Origin of the sequence: Mycobacterium bourgelatii (assembly GCF_010723575.1) — a bacterium.
GTDB lineage: Bacteria > Actinomycetota > Actinomycetes > Mycobacteriales > Mycobacteriaceae > Mycobacterium > Mycobacterium bourgelatii.
In genome coordinates, this window is record NZ_BLKZ01000001.1 from 4,228,176 (window position 1) to 4,250,879 (window position 22,704).

At 64.9% G+C, this 22,704-nt stretch carries 24 protein-coding genes and 2 pseudogenes; 10 read left to right on the top strand and 16 right to left on the bottom strand.

Going from position 1 to position 22,704, the window contains the following annotated elements:
- Positions 1-649: 649 nt before the first annotated feature.
- On the bottom strand, positions 650-790 hold the full coding sequence (locus G6N68_RS18235) for a hypothetical protein (protein WP_163715148.1): 141 nt from the start codon (positions 788-790) through the stop codon (positions 650-652).
- A 115-nt stretch (positions 791-905) separates the two neighbouring features.
- Positions 906-2,285, bottom strand: coding sequence for a glycine--tRNA ligase (locus G6N68_RS18240; RefSeq protein WP_163715151.1), 1,380 nt, complete (start codon positions 2,283-2,285; stop codon positions 906-908).
- A 215-nt stretch (positions 2,286-2,500) separates the two neighbouring features.
- Between G6N68_RS18240 and G6N68_RS18245 the strand changes: the two genes are divergently transcribed.
- The 3 genes from G6N68_RS18245 to G6N68_RS18255 all read left to right on the top strand — a co-directional run bounded on the left by G6N68_RS18245 (position 2,501) and on the right by G6N68_RS18255 (position 4,461).
- Positions 2,501-2,899, top strand: a complete 399-nt coding sequence (locus G6N68_RS18245) for an ArsR/SmtB family transcription factor (RefSeq protein ID WP_163715155.1) — start codon at positions 2,501-2,503, stop codon at positions 2,897-2,899.
- Between the two features lie 66 nt (positions 2,900-2,965).
- Entirely contained in the window at positions 2,966-3,358 is a 393-nt protein-coding gene (locus tag G6N68_RS18250; protein ID WP_163715158.1) for a Fur family transcriptional regulator, read from the top strand.
- 131 nt (positions 3,359-3,489) lie between these two features.
- Positions 3,490-4,461, top strand: coding sequence for an alpha/beta fold hydrolase (locus tag G6N68_RS18255; protein WP_163715161.1), 972 nt, complete (start codon positions 3,490-3,492; stop codon positions 4,459-4,461).
- Positions 4,462-4,467: 6 nt separating this feature from the next.
- Here the strand turns inward: G6N68_RS18255 and G6N68_RS18260 are convergent, their stop codons facing one another.
- Genes G6N68_RS18260 through recO form a run of 3 tightly spaced genes read right to left on the bottom strand, consistent with a single transcriptional unit; the run spans position 4,468 to position 6,588 of the window.
- Positions 4,468-4,908 carry a hypothetical protein gene (locus G6N68_RS18260; RefSeq protein ID WP_163715164.1) on the bottom strand — a complete coding sequence of 147 codons (441 nt, stop codon included), beginning with the start codon at positions 4,906-4,908 and terminating at the stop codon, positions 4,468-4,470.
- On the bottom strand, positions 4,908-5,798 hold the full coding sequence (locus G6N68_RS18265) for a decaprenyl diphosphate synthase (RefSeq protein ID WP_163715166.1): 891 nt from the start codon (positions 5,796-5,798) through the stop codon (positions 4,908-4,910). Before G6N68_RS18265 ends, G6N68_RS18260 begins: the two co-directional genes overlap by 1 nt.
- The gene (recO, locus tag G6N68_RS18270; RefSeq protein ID WP_163718790.1) at positions 5,791-6,588 is read right to left on the bottom strand and encodes a DNA repair protein RecO; all 798 of its coding nucleotides are present in this window, start codon (positions 6,586-6,588) and stop codon (positions 5,791-5,793) included. Before recO ends, G6N68_RS18265 begins: the two co-directional genes overlap by 8 nt.
- Before the next feature lie 61 nt (positions 6,589-6,649).
- On the opposite strand from recO, the gene G6N68_RS18275 reads away from it, so the two are divergent.
- Both G6N68_RS18275 and G6N68_RS18280 read left to right on the top strand, forming a co-directional pair.
- The gene (locus G6N68_RS18275) at positions 6,650-8,152 is read left to right on the top strand and encodes an amidase (RefSeq protein WP_163715169.1); all 1,503 of its coding nucleotides are present in this window, start codon (positions 6,650-6,652) and stop codon (positions 8,150-8,152) included.
- 153 nt (positions 8,153-8,305) lie between these two features.
- The gene (locus G6N68_RS18280; RefSeq protein ID WP_163715171.1) at positions 8,306-9,202 is read left to right on the top strand and encodes a manganese catalase family protein; all 897 of its coding nucleotides are present in this window, start codon (positions 8,306-8,308) and stop codon (positions 9,200-9,202) included.
- 68 nt (positions 9,203-9,270) lie between these two features.
- Here the strand turns inward: G6N68_RS18280 and G6N68_RS18285 are convergent, their stop codons facing one another.
- From G6N68_RS18285 to G6N68_RS18310, 7 genes and pseudogenes are all read right to left on the bottom strand, one after another.
- A complete protein-coding gene (locus G6N68_RS18285; protein ID WP_163715174.1) occupies positions 9,271-9,849 on the bottom strand; it encodes a hemerythrin domain-containing protein in 579 nt (192 codons plus the stop codon).
- Between the two features lie 169 nt (positions 9,850-10,018).
- Entirely contained in the window at positions 10,019-10,918 is a 900-nt protein-coding gene (era, locus tag G6N68_RS18290) for a GTPase Era (RefSeq protein WP_163715177.1), read from the bottom strand.
- 114 nt (positions 10,919-11,032) lie between these two features.
- Entirely contained in the window at positions 11,033-12,328 is a 1,296-nt protein-coding gene (locus G6N68_RS18295; protein WP_163715180.1) for a hemolysin family protein, read from the bottom strand.
- A complete protein-coding gene (gene ybeY / locus G6N68_RS18300; RefSeq protein ID WP_163715182.1) occupies positions 12,325-12,861 on the bottom strand; it encodes an rRNA maturation RNase YbeY in 537 nt (178 codons plus the stop codon). Before ybeY ends, G6N68_RS18295 begins: the two co-directional genes overlap by 4 nt.
- A gap of 18 nt (positions 12,862-12,879) precedes the next feature.
- Positions 12,880-13,218 (bottom strand): annotated as a pseudogene (locus G6N68_RS30905) (PhoH family protein); the annotation flags it as partial.
- 819 nt (positions 13,219-14,037) lie between these two features.
- Positions 14,038-14,745: pseudogene (locus G6N68_RS30910) on the bottom strand (PhoH family protein); the annotation flags it as partial.
- Between the two features lie 69 nt (positions 14,746-14,814).
- Positions 14,815-15,051 carry a hypothetical protein gene (locus G6N68_RS18310; RefSeq protein WP_163715188.1) on the bottom strand — a complete coding sequence of 79 codons (237 nt, stop codon included), beginning with the start codon at positions 15,049-15,051 and terminating at the stop codon, positions 14,815-14,817.
- A gap of 8 nt (positions 15,052-15,059) precedes the next feature.
- Between G6N68_RS18310 and G6N68_RS18315 the strand changes: the two genes are divergently transcribed.
- Entirely contained in the window at positions 15,060-15,422 is a 363-nt protein-coding gene (locus tag G6N68_RS18315) for an alpha/beta hydrolase (RefSeq protein WP_163715191.1), read from the top strand.
- Here the strand turns inward: G6N68_RS18315 and G6N68_RS18320 are convergent.
- From G6N68_RS18320 to hrcA, 3 genes are all read right to left on the bottom strand, one after another.
- Positions 15,382-16,149, bottom strand: coding sequence for a 16S rRNA (uracil(1498)-N(3))-methyltransferase (locus G6N68_RS18320; RefSeq protein WP_163715195.1), 768 nt, complete (start codon positions 16,147-16,149; stop codon positions 15,382-15,384). The genes G6N68_RS18315 and G6N68_RS18320 overlap by 41 nt on opposite strands.
- Before the next feature lie 24 nt (positions 16,150-16,173).
- On the bottom strand, positions 16,174-17,322 hold the full coding sequence (gene dnaJ, locus G6N68_RS18325) for a molecular chaperone DnaJ (RefSeq protein ID WP_163715198.1): 1,149 nt from the start codon (positions 17,320-17,322) through the stop codon (positions 16,174-16,176).
- Between the two features lie 72 nt (positions 17,323-17,394).
- Positions 17,395-18,426: a heat-inducible transcriptional repressor HrcA gene (gene hrcA / locus G6N68_RS18330; protein ID WP_163715201.1), complete on the bottom strand. Its 1,032-nt coding sequence runs from the start codon at positions 18,424-18,426 to the stop codon at positions 17,395-17,397.
- Between the two features lie 193 nt (positions 18,427-18,619).
- Between hrcA and G6N68_RS18335 the strand changes: the two genes are divergently transcribed.
- The 3 genes from G6N68_RS18335 to G6N68_RS18345 all read left to right on the top strand — a co-directional run bounded on the left by G6N68_RS18335 (position 18,620) and on the right by G6N68_RS18345 (position 20,508).
- Positions 18,620-18,934, top strand: coding sequence for a type II toxin-antitoxin system VapB family antitoxin (locus tag G6N68_RS18335; RefSeq protein ID WP_163715204.1), 315 nt, complete (start codon positions 18,620-18,622; stop codon positions 18,932-18,934).
- Between the two features lie 81 nt (positions 18,935-19,015).
- Entirely contained in the window at positions 19,016-19,630 is a 615-nt protein-coding gene (locus G6N68_RS18340) for a carboxymuconolactone decarboxylase family protein (RefSeq protein ID WP_163715207.1), read from the top strand.
- Entirely contained in the window at positions 19,627-20,508 is an 882-nt protein-coding gene (locus tag G6N68_RS18345) for a sigma-70 family RNA polymerase sigma factor (protein WP_163715210.1), read from the top strand. The genes G6N68_RS18340 and G6N68_RS18345 overlap by 4 nt, the downstream gene beginning before the upstream one ends.
- Before the next feature lie 15 nt (positions 20,509-20,523).
- Here the strand turns inward: G6N68_RS18345 and G6N68_RS18350 are convergent, their stop codons facing one another.
- Positions 20,524-21,039, bottom strand: coding sequence for an MTB12 family secreted protein (locus G6N68_RS18350; RefSeq protein ID WP_163715212.1), 516 nt, complete (start codon positions 21,037-21,039; stop codon positions 20,524-20,526).
- A 269-nt stretch (positions 21,040-21,308) separates the two neighbouring features.
- Here G6N68_RS18350 and G6N68_RS18355 point away from each other — a divergent pair, with 269 nt between their 5' ends.
- Positions 21,309-22,703 carry a SagB family peptide dehydrogenase gene (locus G6N68_RS18355; RefSeq protein ID WP_163715215.1) on the top strand — a complete coding sequence of 465 codons (1,395 nt, stop codon included), beginning with the start codon at positions 21,309-21,311 and terminating at the stop codon, positions 22,701-22,703.
- The last annotated feature ends 1 nt before the right edge of the window (position 22,704 follow it).

Below are 22,704 nucleotides of genomic sequence, written 5' to 3' on the forward strand. Positions count from 1 at the left end.
TTTAGGCGGGCCGGATATATTTGAGAACGACGAGTTCCACATTTGCGTGCTACCCACCCGGCCCCGACCCGGACGGCCCGGCCCCCCCGCGCCAGCCCCAGGGGCGACGGCTCGCCCGCTGTGGCGCGCGCTTCGGTGGGCGTGGACCCACCGGCGGAACTAGCCCAAGAAGTCCGTCAATCCGATGCCTCCGCTACCGGAATTCAGCGCACCAATCCCAAAACTGAAAATTCCCGGTCAGCCCGAAGCCATGTTGTTATGACCGGTGTTGTCGAACTACGAAGTCGCCGTTACCGGTATTGCCGAAACCGATGTTGTTACTGCCAAAATTCCCGGCTTCCCGAGTCCTGACTTCCGTTGTTCCCCTGTCCCGACGCGACTGTCACCCGATCAGATATCCCTAGGGGTATCGACGCGACGAAGCTCCGCGAAGAAGCCGGAAAGTCCAGTGCGAGAGTTGAATCCACCGGAGTTCTCGCTTCGAGTTGATGATGCCCGGGATGTCCTCACCCGTGTGTGAGTAGCCGGCGAGTAACTGCCGGAGTTGGACAAACCCGGCGTCGAGGGTACCGATGTTTGCACACCCGGAGTTGTACCCGAGGTATCCGACACACCCTCGTTCCAAGCCCGGTAATGGAGTTGCCCGAGTTCAAAAAACCCGCATTCCCCGCCCCACAATTGCCGAATCCGACGCTTTTCGCACCCACATGAAGCTGCCGAGGTTTCCATTGCCCACGTCGGCGAGGCCGAAGTTGCCGTTACCCGCCGACGGTGGACTGGAACCCGGCATGTCCGCTGCGACTCACCGTGTGGGTATGCCTGTGCCCGGGCGTCGCCGCCGCGCCAATGTCGCGCGTTCAGTAAACAATTGCCGGCTGGCGGTCCCCCGCCTTATCGGCCGCTCGTCAGCAGCCCTTGAGCCGGACCGCCAGATAGTCGACGACCTTGTCTATGGCGATGCGTTCCTGAGTCATGGCATCGCGCTCACGCACGGTGACCGCACCGTCCTCGAGGGAGTCGAAATCGACCGTCACGCAATACGGTGTGCCAATCTCGTCTTGACGCCGGTAACGGCGCCCGATGGCGCCGGCGTCGTCGAAGTCGATGTTCCAGCACTTGCGCAGTTCGGCGGCCAGATCGCGGGCCTTGGGACTCAGGTCTGCGTGGCGGGACAGCGGCAGCACCGCGGCCTTCACCGGCGCCAGTCGCGGGTCCAGCCGCAAGACGGTGCGCTTGTCCATCCCGCCCTTGGCGTTGGGAGCCTCGTCCTCGCTGTAGGCATCGATGAGGAAGGCCATGAAAGACCTGGTCAGGCCAGCTGCCGGCTCGATGACGTACGGCGTGTAGCGGGTGTCGTTGACCTGGTCGTAGAACGACAGGTCGGTTCCGGAGTGCTTGCTGTGGGTCGACAGGTCGAAGTCGGTGCGGTTCGCCACGCCTTCCAGCTCACCCCACGGGTTACCGACGAAGCCGAACTTGTACTCGATGTCGACCGTGCGGTCGGAGTAATGCGACAGCTTTTCCTTCGGGTGTTCGTACAGGCGCAGGTTCTCCGGGTCGATGCCGAGGTCGATGTACCACTGGCGGCGGGTGTCGATCCAGTACTGGTGCCACTCCTTGGCCGTCGACGGCTCGACGAAGAACTCCATCTCCATCTGCTCGAATTCGCGGGTGCGGAAGATGAAGTTGCCCGGTGTGATCTCGTTGCGGAAGCTCTTGCCGATTTGTCCGATGCCGAACGGCGGCTTCTTGCGCGCCGTCGTCACCACGTTGGCGAAGTTGACGAAGATGCCCTGGGCGGTCTCGGGGCGCAGGTAGTGCAGACCCTCCTCGGTCTCGATCGGGCCGAGGTAGGTCTTGAGCATCATGTTGAACTCGCGCGGTTCGGTCCACTGGCCGGGCTCGCCGGTTTCCGGGTCGCGGATGTCGGCCAATCCGTTGGGCGGCGGGTGACCGTGTTTGGCCTCGTAGGCCTCGATGAGGTGGTCGGCGCGGTAGCGCTTGTGAGTGATCAGAGACTCGACCAGCGGGTCGTGAAAGACCTCGACATGGCCGGAGGCGACCCACACCTCGCGCGGCAGGATGATCGACGAGTCCAAACCGACAACGTCGTCGCGGCCCGTGACGACCGACCGCCACCACTGCCGTTTGATGTTCTCCTTGAGCTCAACCCCCAGCGGGCCGTAGTCCCACGCCGACCTTGTTCCGCCGTAAATCTCGCCCGAGGGAAAGACGAAGCCACGCCGTTTGGCGAGGTTGACTACGGTCTCGATGACAGACGCCACGGGGTGGTGCGCTCCCTTCCGAGGGGATCAGCCGTACATACAGGCATACGTATCAGGTAGTGGACAGCGGTGGCGCGCCCACGAAACACAGTCATGGTAGCGACCCCGCTCTGCGTCTTTGACATGCATCATCATGCATGTGACAGTGGAGTTAACCGCATGCTCCGTCGAACGCGGTTCCCTACCCTGGCGATTCTTGAGGTGATGAGTCCGAAATGGTGACGCCTTCCTCGCCGCCGACCGCGGCCAACGAGGAAGTGGACGTGGTGGGCGATCACGTACATGGCGGAGCTGGTTTCGCCGAACACCCCGCGTTCTCTGCGCCGCCGCCGCGGGAGATTCTCGAGGCAGCCGGCGAATTGTTGCGAGCGCTGGCGGCGCCGGTACGTATCGCCATCGTGTTGCAACTGCGGGAATCCGAACGCTGCGTGCACGAATTGGTGGATGCGTTGGGCGTGCCCCAGCCCTTGGTGAGCCAACACCTGAAGATCCTCAAGGCCGCGGGCGTGGTCACCGGCGAACGGTCGGGGCGCGAAGTTCTGTACCGCCTTGCCGACCATCATCTGGCGCATATAGTCGTCGATGCCGTGGCGCATGCGGGTGAGGACGCTTGATGGCCCGCGCCGATGGCCTCGCGCCGGCGACGATGCAGAGCGAAGCGATGAGGAGGAGCGGCGCCGATGGCTGAAGTGAGCGTGCGTTCCACCCGGCAACGCGCGGCGATCTCCGAATTGCTCGAGACGGTCGACGAATTCCGGTCAGCCCAGGAACTACATGACGAGCTGCGCCGGCGAGGCGAGAACATCGGCCTGACGACGGTGTATCGCACACTGCAGGCGATGGCGTCGGCGGGCATGGTCGACACGCTGCGTAACGACACCGGCGAATCGGTCTACCGCAGATGCTCGGAGCACCATCATCACCATTTGGTCTGCCGCAGTTGCGGTTCCACGATCGAGGTCGCCGATCACGAGGTCGAGGCCTGGGCGGCCGAAGTAGCAACCAAGCATGGTTTCTCCGACGTCAGCCACACCATCGAGATCTACGGCACCTGCTCGGATTGCGGCTCTTAACGGTCCCGTTGTCAACCCGTAGCCGGACAAATACCGTCGCGCAGGTGTAATCCGGCCGTTTTCGGGAATCCCCTAAAAGTCTTCGAGGAATCGGAGACTCAAGGGCCAAGTAAGAGTGAAGTGAGAACACAATGGGAATTCGTTCACATTCTCACTTGCGGTCGGTGTCAGTCGAAGACCCGTCCCTGCAATTCCGCACCATCCACGGTTACCGACGCGCCTTCCGAGTCGCGGGGACCGGACCAGTTCTCCTGCTGATCCACGGCATCGGATCCAACTCGATGTCATGGTCGCCTGTGCATACCGCACTTGCGCAGCGGTTTACCGTCATCGCACCCGACCTGCTGGGGCACGGCGAGTCCGACAAGCCCCGCACGGACTACTCGTTGGGAGCATTCGCCAACGACATGCGCGACCTGCTCGGCACGCTTGGTATCGACCGCGTCACCATCGTCGGGCATTCGTATGGTGGCGGCGTCGCGATGCAATTCTCTTATCAGTACCCGCATTTGGTCGAACGCATCATTCTGGTGAGTTCCGGTGGCGTCGCGGAGGACGTGACCGTTGCACTGCGGTTGGCGGCAATGCCGATGGCAGGCGAAGCGCTGGCCATGTTGCGTCTGCCGGGCGCACGACAAGCCGTGCGCCTGCTGAGCCGGGCCGCGCGAAACCTGCTGGGCTCCACCCGGTTCGGGCGCGAAATCCTCGACGCCGTGGACCTGCTCGAAGACTTGCGGGAATCCAACGCCATCGCGGCGTTTACCCGAACCTTGCGGTCGGCGGTCGACGGACGCGGACAGTTCGTCAGCATGCTGGATCGCAGCTACCTCGTGCAATCCATTCCGATGCAATTGATTTGGGGCGATGAGGACCCAGTGATCCCAGTGGATCACGCACGCATCGCACACACCGCGATGCCGGACTCACACCTGGAGATCTTTGAAAAGTCGGGGCACGTGCCGTTCCGTGACCACCCGGATCGCTTCGTCGAGGTCGTCGAACGATTCATCGACTCGACGCAGCCCGCAACCTGCGAGCACAGCCTGTTGTGCTCACTGCTGCGGACCAGAGACATCCCACTCGAGACCGCCACGGCGTCCTAGACCGTCTTAGGCGGTCAACGCGCGCCTGATCTCACCACCGGTGCCCAGCACCAACAGAATCAGCGTGCGCAGCGCGTCGTCGGTCAAACCCGCGCCGGGGAAGTTGTAGCGCAGCATCACATCTACCGTGTGGGAAGCGGTCTTGGCAGCACCCTTTGCGGAGTTACGCTGCGCTGCCTTGTCTGCGACCTTTTCCACCATCGTGACGGAACCGAAATTGGTATCCCGCGCATACCTTGTCACCTGCTCGCTCACCTTCTTGGTCAATGGCAGGTCCCACGCCAGGATCTGGGTCAGCGACACCAGGTCAAGGTCTTCGACGATCGTCACCACCCGCAGCGAAGCAAACGTGCCGTCGTGTCGGACCGTCAGCCCACCGTCGGGTTCTTCGTCAACGGAAAGCACGTCTCGCAATACAGACGCCAACCGTTCCTGTAGGGATGGCACTAGGCACTCCCGAATCGTCGGTTACGGGAAGCATATTCCTCGCAAGCCGCCCACAGATCGCGACGATCGTAGTCCGGCCACAGCTTGTCCTGGAATACGTACTCGGCGTAAGCCGATTGCCACAGCATGAAGTTGCTGGACCGGTGTTCACCCGAGGTGCGTAAGAACAGGTCCACATCGGGGATGTCCGGCCGCTGCATGTAACGGGAGATGGTGTCCTCGTTGATCCGGTCCGGATTCAACCGGCCCGCGGCGACTTCATTGGCGATTTGCCTTGTCGCTTCCGCAATTTCGGTACGTCCGCCGTAGTTCACGCAATAGTTGATGGTGATGACGTCGTTGTTCTTCGTCACCTCCTCGGCGACGGCCAACTCGTTGATGACGCTGCGCCACAGGCGCGGTCGCGAACCCACCCACCGGATGCGGACACCCATCTTGTTGAGGATGTCGCGACGCCGTCGCACCACGTCGCGGTTGAAGCCCATCAGGAAGCGGACCTCTTCAGCCGACCGCTTCCAATTCTCCGTGGAGAAGGCATAGAGGCTGAGCCATTTGATGCCGATTTCCACTGCACCGCAAGCGATGTCGATGACCACCGCCTCACCCATCTTGTGTCCCTCGGTGCGCGGTAGCCCGCGTTGGGTGGCCCAGCGCCCGTTGCCGTCCATCACGATGGCGACGTGGTTGGGCAACCGGTCGGCGGGTATTCGCGGCGCGACCGCTTTGGATACGTGCTGCGGTGGCCGGCGCGGGCCACCGTCGGGCGCCGGCGGAAGCTCGGGAAAGACAACCGGCCAGGTGGATTTATCGGGGAAGGTCGGGTAATCGTCGGGCGCTGGTGGCAGCTGGGGGAAATCGGCCGACTTCAGATTCCGGGCGTTTCTAGCCACACTCACCTCTCTTGCCCATCAACACGGCGCGCGCCTCGGCAACCGTGCGATCAGCGTGCTGAACCCGCTCCACCAGCGGCAGGGTCTTGAGTTGCCGTTCCAGGTGCCATTGCAAATGTGCGGCTACCAATCCGCTGACATAACTACGGTGGGACTGCGGTGCCTGCTCGGCGGCCTCCCAGTCGCCGTCGTGCAGCGCCGTCATCAGGTCCAGCACCCCCAGCGGCGGTGTGGTAGAACCGGCCGGCCGGCAATGCGCGCAGACACTGCCGCCGGCGGCGATGTGAAACGCCCGATGCGGACCGGGCGTGGCACAGCGAGCGCACTCGGTCAACGCGGGAGCCCAGCCGGTAATGCCCATCGCGCGCAGCAGGTAGGCATCCAGCAACAGATCCCGGGGCCGGCGCCCGTCCGCCACCGCGCGCAGCGCGCCCACCGTGAGCCGGTGCAGCGCCGGGACGGGCGCGCGTTCCTCACCCGCGAGGCGTTCGGCGGTTTCCAGCATCGCGCAGCCACAGGTGTATCGGCCGTAGTCGCTGACGATGTCGGTGGCGAACGCATCGATGGAAACGACCTGGGTGACGATGTCGAGATTGCGGCCGGGATGGAGTTGCACCTCGATGTGGGCGAACGGCTCCAGCCGCGCGCCGAATTTGCTGCGGGTGCGCCGTACCCCTTTGGCCACCGCACGGACCAGCCCGTGGTCACGGGTCAATAAGGTGACGATCCGGTCGGCCTCACCGAGCTTGTGCTGGCGCAGCACAACAGCCCGGTCTCGATATAGCCGCATCACAATAGTTTTGCACCCCGCCGCGACAATGCGAGCATCCGCGCCGATAGTCTCGTACCCCGTGGTTAGCGCTTCCGGGACGGATTCCGGGGTCATTTCTGGCTCCGGCAACCGACGCCTGCCCACGCTAACCGACCTGCTGTATCAGCTGGCAACCCGCAAGGTCACCTCGGTCGAGCTGGTCCGCCGCTCCCTGCACGCGATCGATGTCAGCCAGTCGACGTTGAACGCCTTCCGGGTGGTTCTCACCGAGTCGGCGCTGGCTGACGCGGCGGCGGCCGACCGGCGCCGGGCCGCCGGGGACACGGCCCCACTGCTGGGCATCCCGATCGCGGTCAAGGACGACGTCGACGTTGCTGGAGTGCCGACCGCGTTCGGCACCGAGGGGTATGTCCGTCCCGCGACCGCCGATTCCGAGGTGGTTCGACGACTCAAGGCGGCCGGCGCGGTGATCGTGGGCAAAACCAACACCTGCGAACTCGGCCAATGGCCGTTTACCAGTGGTCCGGCGTTCGGGCACACCCGAAACCCCTGGTCACGTCGGCACACACCGGGTGGATCGTCGGGCGGGAGCGCGGCGGCGGTTGCCGCGGGGTTGGTTACCGCCGCAATCGGCTCCGACGGCGCCGGAAGTATTCGGATCCCGGCCGCGTGGACCCACCTGGTCGGCATCAAACCGCAACGCGGCCGGATCTCCACCTGGCCGATGCCCGAAGCGTTCAATGGCATAACGGTCAACGGTGTGCTGGCCCGCACCGTTGCCGATGCGGCGCTCGTGCTCGATGCGGCCTCCGGCAACGTCGAGGGCGACCGGCACAAACCGCCGCCGCTCACCGCATCCGACTACGTCAGCGTGGCGCCCGGTTCGCTGAAGATCGCGCTGTCGACGCGATTCCCCTACACCTTCTTCCGGGCCAAGTTGCATCCCGAGATACTGGCCGCCACCCAGCGGGTGGGCGAACAACTCGAGATGCTCGGCCACACCGTCGTGAAGGGCAACCCGGACTACGGGCTGCGCATGTCGTGGGACTTCCTGGCCCGGTCCACGGCGGGGCTACGCGAGTGGGAGGAGCGGTTGGGCGACGGCGTCATCTGGGATCCCCGGACGTTGGCCAACCTGAGGACGGGCCATGTGCTCGGCCAGGCGATCCTGCGAAGCGCACGCCGTCACGAAGCCGCCGCCCAGCAGCGGGTGGGTTCGATTTTCGACATCGTCGATGTGGTGCTGGCGCCGACGACTGCGCAACCACCGCCGTTGGCCCGCGCCTTCGATCGGTTGAGCGGCCTTGGCACCGACCGCATGATGATCGCCGCGTGCCCGCTGACCTGGCCGTGGAACGTGTTGGGTTGGCCGTCGATCAACGTGCCGGCGGGCTTCACTTCCGACGGCCTGCCCATCGGTGTGCAACTGATGGGTCCGGCCAACAGCGAAGGCCTGTTGATCTCACTGGCCGCCGAGTTGGAAGCCGTGAGCGGCTGGGCCAGCAAGCAGCCAAAGGTGTGGTGGAACACCGGGAACAGCACCCCGCCGATCCACAGCGTGCCGACACCACCAAAGCGATAAGTCGCAAAACCCGTTAGCCGTCGTCGCGACACCACGGGACCAGGCGACGATCGAGTGACTGAAAACGCCGTCTCTCAGTTTGGGTCGAAAGCCCGCGGGTACCCGCCGCTCGGGCAGCCTACATCCCAAATCAATCCTTTTAGGGAGATAGCAATGTTTGTGCATAACAAGGAACTTCAATTCGAGGTGCGCGTCAGCGAACCTGACCCCCGCTTTGCCTCACTACTGATGGAGCAGTTCGGCGGCGCAAACGGTGAGCTCACCGCGGCGCTGCAGTACTTCACCCAGGCTTTCGTGTTGCGGGAGAAAAACCCCAAGATGTATGACCTGTTCATGGACATCGCAACCGAGGAGCTGAGTCACCTCGAGATGGTCGGGTCCATGATCACGATGCTGCTCGACGGACTCAACGACAACCTCAAGCAGGCCACCGAGGTGTGTGACTGGATGCCCGCGGTAGCCAGCCGCGACGGTCGCCAGCAGGCGATTCACCAGGTCGCGGTCAATCCGATGTTTCTCGTGCTCAGCGGGGGCGGGCCGGACGTGAAGGACTCGGCCGGCAACAACTGGACCGGCGCATTCATCGACGCGAACGGCGATCCCACCGTGGACCTGCGGAACAACTTGGCCGCCGAATCCCGGGCGAAAGTCGTCTACGAGTACCTCAAGCAGTTCACCGACGATCCCGGTGTGCAGGACACCCTCACGTTCCTGATGACCCGCGAAGTTGCGCACTACCAGCAGTTCACCGCCGCGCTGAACGAACTGCCGGTCAACTTCCCGCCGGGACAGTTGCCATCTGACCCGCGTTTCCACAACAAGGCGTTCAACATGTCCAACGGCGGTGGCGAATCGATCCGTGGACCCTGGAACGAGGGGCAGGGCCCGTGGCCGGAGGGCATCGAGTGGGACTACGTGGAAAAGCCTGAGCAGCAATGGCTTGGCAGCACGGTGCGCCGCAATATGGGCGCCGAGCAAAACCCAGAGGGCTCACCGGCCGTCGATGGCGAGAAGCCGTTCACCCACGAACAGCGCGTCCCGACAACGTAATTCGAGGTAATTCGACAGTCAAAGGTCGGGCGTTGATGCGTGATCAACGCCCGACCTTCTGATTTGCCTTATTTGATTTGGGGATCGGGCGGATTGTCGTCACTGCGACCGGTGAACGCGTCCCGCACGTGGTCGACGATCGCCGCGCCCATTCCCACGGTCTTGAGTACGGCGGGGTTGGGCGGGGTATCCGGGTGCGGCCGCGTCGGCGCGATCTTCTTCGCGGTTTCCAGCTTTGCGCCGATCTTTTCCAGTTCCTCGCGGCTGATCGCGGACTCCACGGCGGGCCAAACGACTTCTTGCTCGTATGCGATGTGCTCGCGGCCCAGCTTGATGAACTCCTGAAGAGCTTCGTGATAGTCCGGCTCGCCGGGCTTGCTGTCCTCCAGCCGTTGCAATACCTTCTTGCCGGCCTGCTCTTGCTCGATCGCCTTGTCGACGAGCGCATCGCCGAGTGCGTCCCGTACGGCCGGCCAGAAGTGTTGTTCCTCGATCGCCTCGTGCTGCGATTCGGAAATGATCAGGGTGTTCACCGTGGTTTCCAGGCCGCTGCTCTCAGCGCCCGAACCCATTGGTGCCCCGTCGAGCGACTCGAACAAGCCGAGCACACTCTTGTGGTCTTGTCGGAGAAACGTTATTGCGTCCATAGTTCTTCTTTCGATTGGGCCGTATCGATCGACTAAGGCGTGTTAGCGCGCCGAACGTGAGGGCCTATGTACCAACTTCGAAAGTTTTCGGGCCATAGGGACCACTCTCGGTGAGTGGTACCCAAGCGAGAGGCGTTAAAACAGAACAGCAGGCTGCGAACAGTTCGGGCTAGAACCCGAGTCGGCCAAGCTGTTTGGGATCGCGCTGCCAGTTCTTGGCTACCTTGACGCGAAGATCGAGGTAAATCTTGGTGCCGAGCAGCTTTTCGATCTGGCGGCGCGCCGCGCTGCCCACTTCGCGCAATCGGGCCCCGCCCTTGCCGATGACAATGCCCTTCTGGCTGTCCCGTTCGACGTAAAGCACGGCATGCACGTCGACCAGGTCGTCGCGCCCCTCCCTGGGGTTGACCTCTTCGATCACCACGGCCAAGGAATGCGGCAGCTCATCCCGAACCCCCTCCAAAGCGGCCTCACGGATGAGCTCGGCCATCAGAACCTCTTCGGGTTCGTCGGTCAACTCACCATCGGGGTAATAGGCCGGCCCGACGGGTAAATGCGAGGCCAGGACGTCGATCAGCACGTCGATCTGCTCACCGGACATCGCTGACACCGGCACGATTTCGGCCACGTTGGGCACCAGTTCGCTGACCGCGACGAGTTGGCTGGCGACGCGGTCTTTGGGCACCTTGTCGATCTTGGTGACGATGACGACGACTTTGGTCTTGGGCGCAATGGCGCTGATCTGCTCGACAATCCAGCGGTCCCCCGGCCCGATCGCCTCATCGGCAGGGATGCACAGCCCGATGATGTCGACCTCGGTGTAGGTGTCACGCACCAAGTCGTTGAGGCGCTTGCCGAGTAGCGTGCGAGGCCGATGCAGCCCCGGTGTGTCGACGAGGATGATCTGAAAGTCCGTGCGGTGCACGATGCCTCGAATGGTGTGCCGGGTGGTCTGCGGCCGCATCGAGGTGATCGCCACCTTCGCACCCACCAGTGCGTTGGTCAGGGTGGACTTGCCGGTGTTCGGCCGGCCCACCAAACAGACGAAGCCAGAACGGAATTCAGTCATAGCCCGCCTCCCGGCACCTGCCCCCGCGAGCGGGCGTGTCTGCACAGCGACACGCCGTGCGGAGTGTCAATTTGCGCGCCCTCGCACCGCCGGGCGGCGGTGGCACCGCTGGCCTCAGTCATCACCCTCGTCCTCACCGTCGGTCTCCACCCGGCTGAGCAGCACGGTGCCGACACGTACCCGGCCCCGATGGTCGCGGCCGCCCTCGGCATACAGCCGCAAGCCATGGGAGATCACTTCCGAACCGGGCAGCGGAACACGGCCCAGTTCCAGTGCGAGCAGACCGCCCACCGTGTCGACGTCGAGGTTCTCGTCGAATTCCACGCCGTACAACTCCCCCAGGTCTTCGATCGGCAATCGTGCGGATACCCGGAAGCAGTTGTCCCCCAACTCTTCAATGGGGGCCGTCTCCGCCTCGTCGTATTCGTCGGCGATCTCGCCGACGATTTCTTCGAGCACATCTTCAATGCTGACCAGCCCGGCAATGGCACCGTATTCGTCGACCAGCAGCGCCATGTGGTTGCGATCGCGCTGCATTTCGCGCAGCAGCGCATCGAGCGGCTTGGAGTCCGGCACGAATACGGCGGGACGCATGACCTTCGTCACGGGCGTGTCCCGACCTCCGTTCGACGTGCCCATGGTCTGCTGCACAAGGTCTTTCAGATACACGACTCCGATGATGTCGTCGACGTTTTCGCCGATCACCGGGATGCGGGAATGCCCGCTGCGTACCGCCAATGTCATCGCCTGATCGGCCGTTTTGTCACCCTCGATCCACACCATTTCGGTGCGCGGCACCATCACCTCGCGCGCCGGAGTGTCGCCGAGTTCGAAGACAGACTCGATCATTCGCCGCTCGTCGGCGGCGACGACGCCGCGCTGCTGAGCCAGGTCGACCACTTCGCGCAACTCGATCTCGGAGGCGAACGGCCCGTTCCGGAAGCCACGCCCGGGCGTGAGCGCGTTTCCCAACACCACCAACAGCCGGCTGATCGGCGTCAACAGCCATGAAATCACCTGCAGCGGAACGGCTGTCGCGAGCGCAATGGAATAGGCGTGTTGCCGGCCGAGGGTACGTGGGCCGACACCGATGACCACGAAGCTGATTACCACCATGACGGCCGCGGCCACCACCAAGCCGAGGTTCGCACTCAAATGGTGACGACAAAAAACCACCAACAGCGCGGTCGCGGTGATCTCGCAAGCGATGCGCAGCAGCACCACGAGGTTGATGTGGCGCGGTCGGTCTTCCATCACCTTGAGCAGAGCCCTGGCGCCGGGCCGTTCGTCGCGCACCATCTCGTGCACGCGGGCCAGCGAAACGGTACTGACGGCGGCGTCCAGCGCGGCAAAAATTCCGCCCAAACCGATCAACAGGATCGCGCCGAGCAGCTGCGAAAGGCCGGTCACGGTTGGTCGAAATACCTTGACTTGTCCAGGAGCCGACGGTCCCGTTCGTTCTGCAGGTCCTGATGGTAGGCCTCGACCTGGTCGGCGACCCACTCTTCGAGCAACCGATCCTGCAGGGCGAACATCTCCTTCTCTTCCTGCGGATCACCGTGGTCATACCCAAGCAGGTGCAGCACGCCATGAATGGTCAGCAGCGCCAACTCGTGGCCAAGACTGTGTCCGGCGGCCGCGGCTTGCTTGGCGGCGAATTCCGGGCACAGCACGATGTCGCCGAGCATGGCCGGACCCGGCTCGGGCGCATCGGGACGGCCGCCCGGTTCCAGCTCATCCATGGGGAAGCTCATGACGTCGGTGGGACCGGGCAGATCCATCCAGCGCATGTGCAGGTCGGCCATCGCGGCCGTGTCCAGCAGCACCATCGACAGCTCGGCGGCCGGGTTGACGTCCATCTTGTTGATGACGAACCGGGCGACGCTCACCAGTTCGGCTTCGGAGACGTCGATGCCCGACTCGTTGGATACTTCGATGCTCATTGAACGATCACTGCACCATCATCGACGACTGCGGGCAGTCGATGCGCGCCGCTCCGCCCGGTTCATGCCCGATCCGTTTTCCTCGTACCGCGCGTAGGCGTCGACGATCTCGCCGACGAGTCGGTGGCGCACCACATCGGCGCTGGTCAGCTGGGCGATATGGATGTCGTCGATGTCGTCGAGGATGTCGACCGCCGCCCGTAGGCCCGATTTGGCGCCACCGGGCAGATCGATCTGGGTGACATCGCCGGTGACGACAACCTTGGACCCGAAGCCCAGGCGGGTCAGGAACATCTTCATCTGCTCGGCGGTGGTGTTCTGCGCCTCGTCCAAGACGATGAACGCGTCGTTGAGTGTGTTGTGAGTGAGCAGGAAATCTTCGGTGACGTACAGCGAATCGGCGGCCGCCACCCGAATGCACACGGCCTCTTCGGTGCCCGCGGATTCGATCCGATCGATGAAACGCCTCGGCCGCCCGCCTGCGCTCGCCTCGTACGCCGCGGCGTTGCGGGCGTGCCGGAACGGGACGATCCCTTCGGGCAGGCGGATGTCGAGGATGCTGGCGTCGGAACGACGGTGCTCGGAGGCGGTACCGCCGAGCGATTGCACCAAGAACGTCACGTCGGCGCGCAACCGGTCGGACGTCGTGAACTCGACGCACGTCCGGTCCGGGCGGGTGAGCGAACCGTGCTGCGAGTCGAGCAGGCCCTGCAACACCGCCAGTCGCACATCGGGCGAATTGAAGAGATAGTCCTCCGGGACGAACTCCATGGCGGACCGGCCCGCCGCCGACCCGAGCTCGTAGGGGTCGACAGACACCGGCCGCGGGTTGAAGTCCACCGGTGCACTCAACAGCGGCAGCTCGTAGCGGTGACCGTGCGGGGCGTGCAGGTTCCCGATCATCTCTTTGGTTTGCAACACCCGCAGCCGGGGCGTCCCACGCCGGTCGTCGGGGCGGCCGGAATGCGGGTAGACCGACCAGAGATGATCACCGGACGCAAGCGCCGAGGAACCGTCCTGGGTGCAGACCCGGTAGATCTCCTTGAAGCCCTGCGGGTAGACGCCCAACACCGCCGTGGGGCGCCCGTCGGAACCGATCACCGAATCGCCGACCCGCAGCTCACCGATGGGCCGGAAGCCGTTGGGGGTCAACACTTTTGCATGCAACGGCTGCGCCCTACCCCGCATGTAGGCCAGGGGCGCAACCTCGATGACCCCGGCGGCCATCAGCTTTGGGATCAGCTCGGGATCCATCATGTCGTATAGCGCGTCATACAACGGCCGCAGATACGGGTCGATCTTCTCACTCAGGGTGCCCGGCAGAAAGCCAAGGCGCTCACCGGCTTCCACGGCGGGCCGCGTCAAGATGATGCGCGTGACCTTCTTCGTCTGCAGTGCATGCACCGCCTTGGCCATGGCGAGATAGGTCTTTCCGGTGCCCGCCGGTCCGATCCCGAACACGATGGTATTGGCGTCGATCGCGTCGACATAGTGCTTCTGGTTGAGCGTCTTGGGCCGGATCGTCTTCCCTCGGCGCGACAGGATGTCGAGGGTAAGCACCTCGGCCGGAGACGCGTTGCCGGCACCGACCAGCATGGCGACGCTGTGGCGTACCGCCTCGGGCGTCAGCTGTTGGCCACTGCTGACGATCGCCACCAGCTCGGACACCGCGCGTTCGGCGAGTGCCGCATCGGCCGGCTCACCCGACATGGTGACGGTGTTGCCGCGCACGTGCAGCTTGGCGTTCAAAAGACTTTCGAGGGCTCGCAGATTCTCATCGGCCGAACCCAGGAAACCCACGACGAGGTCGGGCGGAACATCGATGCTGCTGCGAACCTGAGCGGAGGACGATCCCTCAGCAGCGCGGGTTTCGCGTGGCGTCACGTGGCTTCTAATGCCTGCTTTCTGGCTCTTTCGGATTGGGCCGGGTTGGAAGCCTCAGTCTACCGCCGCTCACCGGCGGCTTCCCAATATTTCAATGCCCGTGAGCAGGATGTGAAGTCCCCGCTCGAAGTCGGCGCGCGCCGTGGAACGCTGGCTGGCCTGGGCCAAAGCGGCGATGTGCGGGTGTTCGGCGTCGGCCAGTCGGCCGATTCGGGCCGCGACCGCGATCTGCTCGCGGTCCCGATCGGATCCGGCGAGCGGACCGGCCAATTCCACCTGGGCGCTGCCCATGACGAGGCGCAGCACCGCCCGGAATGCCGTTGGGCCGCTACGAGCAGCACTTCGCCGCCGCCGGCATCGTCACTTTCGCCTTCGACTACCGCAATCTCGGTGCTTCCGACGGCACGCCACGACAACGGCTCAGTCTCGCCAGACATCGCCAGGACATCGTTTCGGCGCTTGACTTCGTGCGCGGACTGCCCGACATCGACGCCGGTCGCGTCGGGTTGTGGGGCACCAGCCTCGGCGCCATGCACGTGCTGCTCGTGGCCTCGCGACACCGCCTCGGTGCTGGCGGGGCGTCCGTTTGCGCTGGATCAGCTGACCGGCGACGGCGTCGCCGAGTTGCGGGCGCGCCTACGACTCCAGGCCGGAACCGGTGTCCCACCGCGGCGTGAGGACTCCTAACGCTCCCAACGCCACCGCAGCCGCGGTCGACGTGCGTAACACGGTGGGCCCCAAGCGGACCGCCACGGCACCGGCCGCAGTCAAACCGGTGAGTTCATCCGGTGCGATTCCGCCCTCGGGGCCAACCAATAACGTCAGCGAGTTCGGTTGACTCGCCGCGACATCCGCGATGCGTGCGGTCGCCGACTCATGCAAGGCCAGCACCATCCCACCCGCGGCCACCGTCTCCCGGACCCGCTCGGTCAGAGCCGCGGTGGACAGCACGCCGTCGACCGGGGGAATGTGCGCGCGGCGGGATTGCCGGGCCGCCGCCCGAGCGACGGCTCGCCACCTACGCAGGCCCTTGTCCACCCGGGCGCCCTCCCAGTTGGCCACGCAGCGGGACGATTGCCACGCCACGAAGGCGTCCGCGCCGGCCTCGGTGGCCAATTCGATTGCGAGCTCAGAGCGTTCGGATTTCGGCAACGCCTGCACCACCGTCACCTTCGGCTGCGCCGGCGAAACACTCCAGCGCTCGCACACCCGGGCCCGCAGACCGTCACGCCCCGTCTGTTCGACCACGCATCGAGCCAGACCGCCGACGCCGTCGCCAAGGACCAACTCTTCGCCTACCCGGATCCGCCGGACCGTGGCGGCATGAAACCCTTCATCGCCCTCGACGGAGGCTAGGGCGCCGGTTTCGGGCAGTGCGTCGACGTAGAACAGCGTCGCCACCATGGGAAGCTCCCTGGAACGGCTGCGTCAGCGTCCGGTGAAGGTCTCGCGCAGTCGGCTGAAGAGCCCACCACCGCCGCCGTGCGTCGAGCGCACCTCGGCCACATCACGACTGCGCTTGTTCTTGAACTCGCGCAGCAGCTCGGCGTCGCGGTGGTCCAGCCGGGTCGGGACGACCACCTCGACGTGGATGTGCAGGTCGCCGCGGACGGCCGAGCGCAGCTGCGGCATGCCGTGCCCGCGCAGAGTGATCGTGGCACCCGGTTGCGTGCCGGGCGGGATGACGATCTCGGTGGGGCCGTCGATGATGGCGTCCACGGTGATCGTCGTGCCGAGTGCCGCGTCGACCATCGGAACCGAGACGGTGCAGTGCAGGTCATCGCCTTGGCGAACGAAGATGTCGTGGGCTTGCTCGTGAACCTCGACGTACAAGTCACCGGCCGGTCCGCCCCCGGGGCCGACCTCACCCTGCGCGGCGAGCCGTACCCGCATCCCCTCGCCGACGCCGGCGGGGATCTTGACGCTGATGTCCCGGCGGGCTCGGACACGCCCGTCGCCCATGCACTGGTGGCACGGGTCGGGAATGACGACGCCGACGCCGCGGCAGGTGGGACACGGCCGGGTGGTCACCATCTGGCCCAGCAGCGAACGCTGAACGGTCTGCACCTCGCCGCGACCCGCGCAGGTGTCGCACGGTACGGGCGCGGAATCGCCGTGGGTGCCCTTGCCCTGGCATTGGTTGCACAGCACCGCGGTGTCGACGGTGACCTGCTTGGTGACGCCGGTTGCGCACTCCTCGAGATCCAGTCGCATGCGCAGCAGTGAGTCCGAGCCGGGACGGACCCGCCCGATCGGACCGCGCGATGTCGCGCCCGCGCTGAAGCCTCCGCCGAAGAACGCTTCGAAGACGTCACCCAAACCGCCGAACCCGCCGAAGCCACCCGCGGACGCGGCGCCTGATGCGAGCGGATCCCCGCCCATATCGACAATGCGCCGCTTCTCCGGGTCGCTCAGTACTTCGTAGGCGGCGCTGATCTCCTTGAACCTCGCCTGCGCGGCCTCGTCGGGGTTGACATCGGGGTGCAATTCCCGCGCCAGTTTTCGATAGGCGCGTTTGATTTCCGCGTCGCTGGCACCCCTGCCAACACCGAGCAGCCCGTAGTAATCGCGTGCCACGATTTACCTTTCCTGTACGGGGACCGTGCCGCCGTTAGGCGGCTGTCCCCAAGATCCGTAGCGGGTGCCCGCTCATCGAGCACCCAGCACTTCGCCGATATACATGGCAACCGCGGCCACACTAGCCATAGTTCCCGGGTAGTCCATGCGGGTGGGCCCCAGCACACCCATGCCTCCGTAGACGGTGTCGTTCGAGCCGTATGCGGTCGTGACCACTGAGGTGCCGGCCATCTGCTCGGCCTCGGTTTCGTGCCCGATGCGCACCGTGACCTTGCCGGCTTCCTGCTGGGCCGCCAACAAACGCAGCACCACGACCTGTTCCTCGAGGGCTTCGAGGACTGAGCGCAGCGATCCGCCGAAGTCCGCGGCATTGCGGGTCAGATTGGCGGTGCCGCCCAGCAGCAAGCGTTCCTCGGTGTGCTCCACCAATGACTCCAGCAACACGGTGGCCGAGCGGCCGACCGCGTCGCCCAGACCATCGCCGGCCCGCAGGTGGGCCGCGAGATCTGCCACGGCGACCGAGGCCGCCGAGAGCTTCTTGCCTACCAGCGCCTGGCCCAGCATTTCGCGCAGTTGGGAGAGCTGGTGGTCGTCGATGACGTCGCCGAGTTCGACGATGCGCTGATCAACCCGGCCGGTGTCGGTGATGACCACCATCAACAGCCGGGCCGGCGTCAGCGCGATCACTTCCAGATGGCGGACGGTCGACGTGGACAGCGTCGGGTACTGCACCACGGCAACCTGACGGGTCAGTTGCGCCAGCAGCCGCACGGCACGGCGCAACACGTCGTCGAGGTCGACGCCGGATTCCAAGAATTGTTGGATCGCCCGCCGCTCGGCCGTGGACAGAGGCTTGACGTCGTCAAGGCGATCGACAAACTCTCGGTAGCCCTTTTCCGTGGGCACTCGCCCGGAACTGGTGTGCGGCTGGGTGATGTACCCCTCGGCCTCCAGCACCGCCATGTCGTTACGGACGGTTGCTGACGAGACGCCCAAGTTATGCCGTTCTACCAGTGATTTCGAGCCGATCGGCTCTTTGGTGGAGACGAAGTCGGCGACGATGGCACGCAGCACCTGGAAACGTCGCTCTTCGGCGCTTCCCATCGGCTATCCCCTCCTCCACTCTGGACTGATTCATTTTACGGTCTAAACAGGCCATCAACGTCCACGAACGCCGCGCTTGACGCGCTATACAGAATTAACCCGCGGGTCACTGGGCCATTCCCGGCGCATTCGGTCTAGCCTTTTTCTCCATGGTCCTGTCGAGCCGGGACGAAGCGGGCGAAAGCGACGGCGGATGATTTTCAAGGGCGTGCGCGAGGGCAAGCCTTACCCCGAGCACGGGTTGACGTATCGGGATTGGGCGCAAATTCCGCCCCAACAAATACGACTGGACGAATTGGTCACAACGACGACGGTCCTGGCGCTGGACCGGCTGCTGTCGGAGGATTCGACCTTCTACGGCGACCTCTTCCCACACGCGGTGAAATGGCACGGGGTCACCTACCTCGAAGACGGTCTGCATCGAGCGGTGCGCGCCGCGCTGCGTAATCGAACCGTGCTGCACGCGCGGGTGTTCGACATGGATGTGCCGCCTGGCGGGGCGAAATAGTTCAACTCGCCGGTCACATTTGGGTGCCGCCAGGTGTCGAGTTGATAGGACCGTCAACTCGTAGACACTCAGGAGGACACCATGTCCCGATTACCGGGAGTATCGGACCGCGACGCCGGTTTGGCCGCCAAGATCGCCTTTTTCTTCACCCGGCGCAAGCTGGCGAAAATGGCCGGATTGCAGACCGTGGGCCACGCCGAGATGCTCGAGCCGCTGCGCATGTACGCCCATATCCCCAAGGTGCTCAATGCGTACGGACGCCTGGAACAGGCGGAGGCGAGCCTCGACATGCTCAGTCCGCGCCATCGCGTTCTGGCGGAGCTGAAATCGGCGACGACGGTCAACTGCGAATACTGCATCGATCTCGGTTCCCAGATCGCACGCGGAATGGGGCTGACCGACGAGGAGCTGCTGGCGATGGCCGACTTCGAGAACGCCTCGCGCTTCTCCGAAGTCGACAAGCTGATCCTGCGTTATGCGACCGCGATCAGCCGCACCCCGGTCGAGGTCAGCGATGACTTGTTCGACGCGTTGCGTGCGCATTTCGATACGGCTCAGCTGGTGGCACTGACACACATCATCACGCTGGGCAACCTTCGAGCCCGGTTCAACATTGCGCTGGGCATCGGAGCGGCGGGCTTCTCCGACGGTAGAGTCTGCGCGCTGCCCTCGCCGAGGCCGGCCCAGGCGCCATGACGGCGGACCGGGACCTCACCGCACGTTTCGAAGCGGCCAGGCCGCAACTAGGAGCCGTGGCCTACCGGATGCTGGGTTCGATCGACGACGCCGAGGATGCCGTTCAGGAAGCCTGGTTGCGGCTGCGCGGCAGCGCGACCGACGACATCGCCAATCTCGACGCGTGGCTGACCACCGTGGTGGCGCGAATCTGCTTGAACACGCTGCGCACCCGCCGTGCCCGCGGTGGGGAGGAGCTGGTGGAGCAGCTCCCCGATCCGATCATCGACGCGGCCGAAGACTCCGACCCGGAACATCGGGCGATGCTGGCGGATGCGGTCGGCATGGCCTTGTTCGTGGTGCTGGACACATTGCCGCCCGCAGAGCGGTTGGCATTCGTGTTGCACGACGCCTTTGCCGTCCCGTTCGACCAGATCGCACCAATCGTGGACAGGTCGCCCGACGCAACCCGCAAGCTGGCCAGCCGCGCCCGGCGGCGCATCGAGGAAGCTAATCCCGTCCCGGACGGCGACCTGGCCGCCCAGCGCGCGGTCGTCGACGCCTTCTTCGCGGCGGGCCGCAGCGGCGACTTCGACCGACTGGTGTCCGTGTTGCATCCGGACGCCGTGCTCCGCGGCGACTTCGGACCTGGCGCCGGATACCGCACCAAGGGCGCGTCCTCGGTGGCGGAGCTGGCCCAGAGTTACGCGGGACCGGAGCGCGAGGTGCGCGTCGCCACCGTCAACGGCGCCGCCGGGGCGGTCATCTTCGTCTCCGGCCGGCCGTCCGCGGTCATGGGATTCTTGGTGCGGGACGGCAGGATCACCTCGATCGACGTCCTGGCCGACCCGGCGCGCATCGCCAAACTCGACCTGGGCGCGGTGGGCCCTGGAGATTGACGCTTCGCTGTCGTCCTACTGCCGTGCGGCCTGCAGCAGATCCATCGCCGAGTCACGCGACAGCACCCAGCCACCTTGGTTGACGAAGGTGACGTTCTTGATGACGGGTGGCGACAGCTTGGGGCCCGATACCGCAACATCGGCCGTGGCCGTCCCATCCGCGGCGGGCTGGATGTTGGTGATTCCGAACGCCAACGGCAGGGACCCGTTCTTCTCGGCCTTCTTCAGCGCGTGGTCGGCCAGGCGCGCCTCGGTGCCGCCGATGCCTCCCTCCACCAGGTTGCTCTTGTTGGCGAACGGAACTCCCGGGTCGGCGAGGCTGTTGAGGATGCCGGTCAGCTGCGCGGCGGACGGCAGGCCGACCGCCGGAGCGGGAGTGGGAATGGGTGCCGGGTCGAGCGGCAGCGGCGCACCAACGGACAGCGGCGGCGCCTGGTAAGTGGCCGGCGACGCGGATGCGACGGCAGTTGCGCCTGCGCCGGCTACGCCGATTGCGGCCATTGCAGCCGCGGCTACGACTAGCGATTTCATCACTTGGTTCCCCTTCGATTGGCACGTAACGCGACACAGCAGCGGCGGCGGTCGCATCCCCCGTGTTGCAGATGTGCATCTTGTGACAGATGTGTCGTTATTCGGTGGGGCTACGTTACGCGGACGGGATGTGTGCCACCTAAGCCGGACCTGTTCGAAAACTGTGTGCCCGCCATGAACGCACCCCGTTGGCAACTCGCCTCAAGTTCGCCAAGCCTAAGCTAACCACGCCGAACGATGAATCGCGTACACCGACGAAGGACGTGCGAGTGCCCCGCCTCACTCACCCCGACCAGACCCCCGACCAGACCCCCAACCAGACCCGGTATGCGTTCCGTCCCGGCGTCACCTGCCTGACCACGCGTGCGGGCGCCGTTTTGCTGAACCCGCCGCACAGCGACAAACTGACCGGACTGTCCGCCGGCCAGCTGCGGGCGCTGAAGGCTCTCAATGTGGGGCCGGGAACACTTGCGGATCTCGCGGAACCAGGCGAAGCGGGTCCAGTGGCCGCTCTGGTCGAGCGCCTCGCCGGCGGCGGCTGGTTGAGTGTCACGGTGCGCGACGGCGGAACGGACTTCTACTCCATCCTGCCGATCAAACTGGCCCCGTCCCGCCCGGCATCGCCGACCTCCGCGGTGCTGTCCAAATTCGCTGTACTGCATCGGGATTCCACCGGGTTTGTGCTGGAACATCCGCTGTCCTGGTGTGACGTGCGGGTGCACGACCCACGTCTGCTGGTCCTGCTCGACGGATCCGGCCCGGTGCCATCGGACCTGCCGGCGCAGATCGCGGCGCAGTTCGTGGAGGACCTGGCCTGGTGCGGCATGCTGACCCCCGCCGGTGACGAGGACGCCCGATTTGACGCGCTGAGTTGGAGCGCGCCGGATCTGTGGTTTCACCGGCGCAGCACACTGGGTGAGCGCAATGTCACCTGGGAGCATTTCGGTCCGACGAAGTGGGCAAAAGATCGATTCCCGCAACCTCCCGCCCGACGGCCGGACTACCCGGGCGCTCCGATCGCGTTGCCCGTTCCGGACCTGGATGCCAAACGGGCCGAGGACCCGACGTTTACCGCCGTGCTCGAAGACCGCGTCTCCACCAGAGCATTTGACGACGCCCGCCCGATCACCGTCGCACAGCTTGCCGAATTGCTTTATCGCACTGCGCGAACGCGGGGCACGCAACGGGTTGGCGAGGGTGAAGAACTGCTGTCCCGGCCCTACCCTTCCGGCGGCGGACTGTATGAACTCGAGATCTACCCGGTGGTGCGGAACGTCACCGGACTGGCCGCGGGCATGTACCACTACGACTCGTTCGACCACGCGCTGCGACCGGTCGCCGCCGCGGACTCGAAACCCGTTGCCCAACTGTTGAAGCCAACGTCAGCGACTCTCACCGGAGGTGCCGAGCCGCAGGTGCTCCTGGTCATGTCCGCGCGGTTTGGTCGCATGATGTGGACCTACGAGCAGATCGCCTACTCCGCCATCCTGAAGAACGTCGGTGTCCTCATGCAGACCATCTACCTGGCCGCGACCGCGATGGGATTGGGCGCGTGCGCGCAGGGTTTCAGCGACACCGCGGCATTCGTCGCTGCCACCGGTGTCGACGAACGTCAGGAGTGCAGCGTCGGCAGCATCATCGTCGGATCTGTCGAGGCGCAATAGC

Excerpts from the sequence above, each read along its gene's own strand:
- G6N68_RS18235 (WP_163715148.1), bottom strand. The coding sequence starts at position 790 with ATGCCGGGTTCCAGTCCACCGTCGGCGGGTAACGGCAACTTCGGCCTC.
- G6N68_RS18245 (WP_163715155.1), top strand. The coding sequence starts at position 2,501 with ATGGTGACGCCTTCCTCGCCGCCGACCGCGGCCAACGAGGAAGTGGAC.
- G6N68_RS18250 (WP_163715158.1), top strand. The coding sequence starts at position 2,966 with ATGGCTGAAGTGAGCGTGCGTTCCACCCGGCAACGCGCGGCGATCTCC.
- G6N68_RS18255 (WP_163715161.1), top strand. The coding sequence starts at position 3,490 with ATGGGAATTCGTTCACATTCTCACTTGCGGTCGGTGTCAGTCGAAGAC.
- recO (WP_163718790.1), bottom strand. The coding sequence starts at position 6,588 with ATGCGGCTATATCGAGACCGGGCTGTTGTGCTGCGCCAGCACAAGCTC.
- G6N68_RS18280 (WP_163715171.1), top strand. The coding sequence starts at position 8,306 with ATGTTTGTGCATAACAAGGAACTTCAATTCGAGGTGCGCGTCAGCGAA.
- G6N68_RS18285 (WP_163715174.1), bottom strand. The coding sequence starts at position 9,849 with ATGGACGCAATAACGTTTCTCCGACAAGACCACAAGAGTGTGCTCGGC.
- era (WP_163715177.1), bottom strand. The coding sequence starts at position 10,918 with ATGACTGAATTCCGTTCTGGCTTCGTCTGTTTGGTGGGCCGGCCGAAC.
- ybeY (WP_163715182.1), bottom strand. The coding sequence starts at position 12,861 with ATGAGCATCGAAGTATCCAACGAGTCGGGCATCGACGTCTCCGAAGCC.
- G6N68_RS18315 (WP_163715191.1), top strand. The coding sequence starts at position 15,060 with ATGCCGTTGGGCCGCTACGAGCAGCACTTCGCCGCCGCCGGCATCGTC.
- G6N68_RS18320 (WP_163715195.1), bottom strand. The coding sequence starts at position 16,149 with ATGGTGGCGACGCTGTTCTACGTCGACGCACTGCCCGAAACCGGCGCC.
- hrcA (WP_163715201.1), bottom strand. The coding sequence starts at position 18,426 with ATGGGAAGCGCCGAAGAGCGACGTTTCCAGGTGCTGCGTGCCATCGTC.
- G6N68_RS18335 (WP_163715204.1), top strand. The coding sequence starts at position 18,620 with ATGATTTTCAAGGGCGTGCGCGAGGGCAAGCCTTACCCCGAGCACGGG.
- G6N68_RS18340 (WP_163715207.1), top strand. The coding sequence starts at position 19,016 with ATGTCCCGATTACCGGGAGTATCGGACCGCGACGCCGGTTTGGCCGCC.
- G6N68_RS18345 (WP_163715210.1), top strand. The coding sequence starts at position 19,627 with ATGACGGCGGACCGGGACCTCACCGCACGTTTCGAAGCGGCCAGGCCG.
- G6N68_RS18350 (WP_163715212.1), bottom strand. The coding sequence starts at position 21,039 with ATGAAATCGCTAGTCGTAGCCGCGGCTGCAATGGCCGCAATCGGCGTA.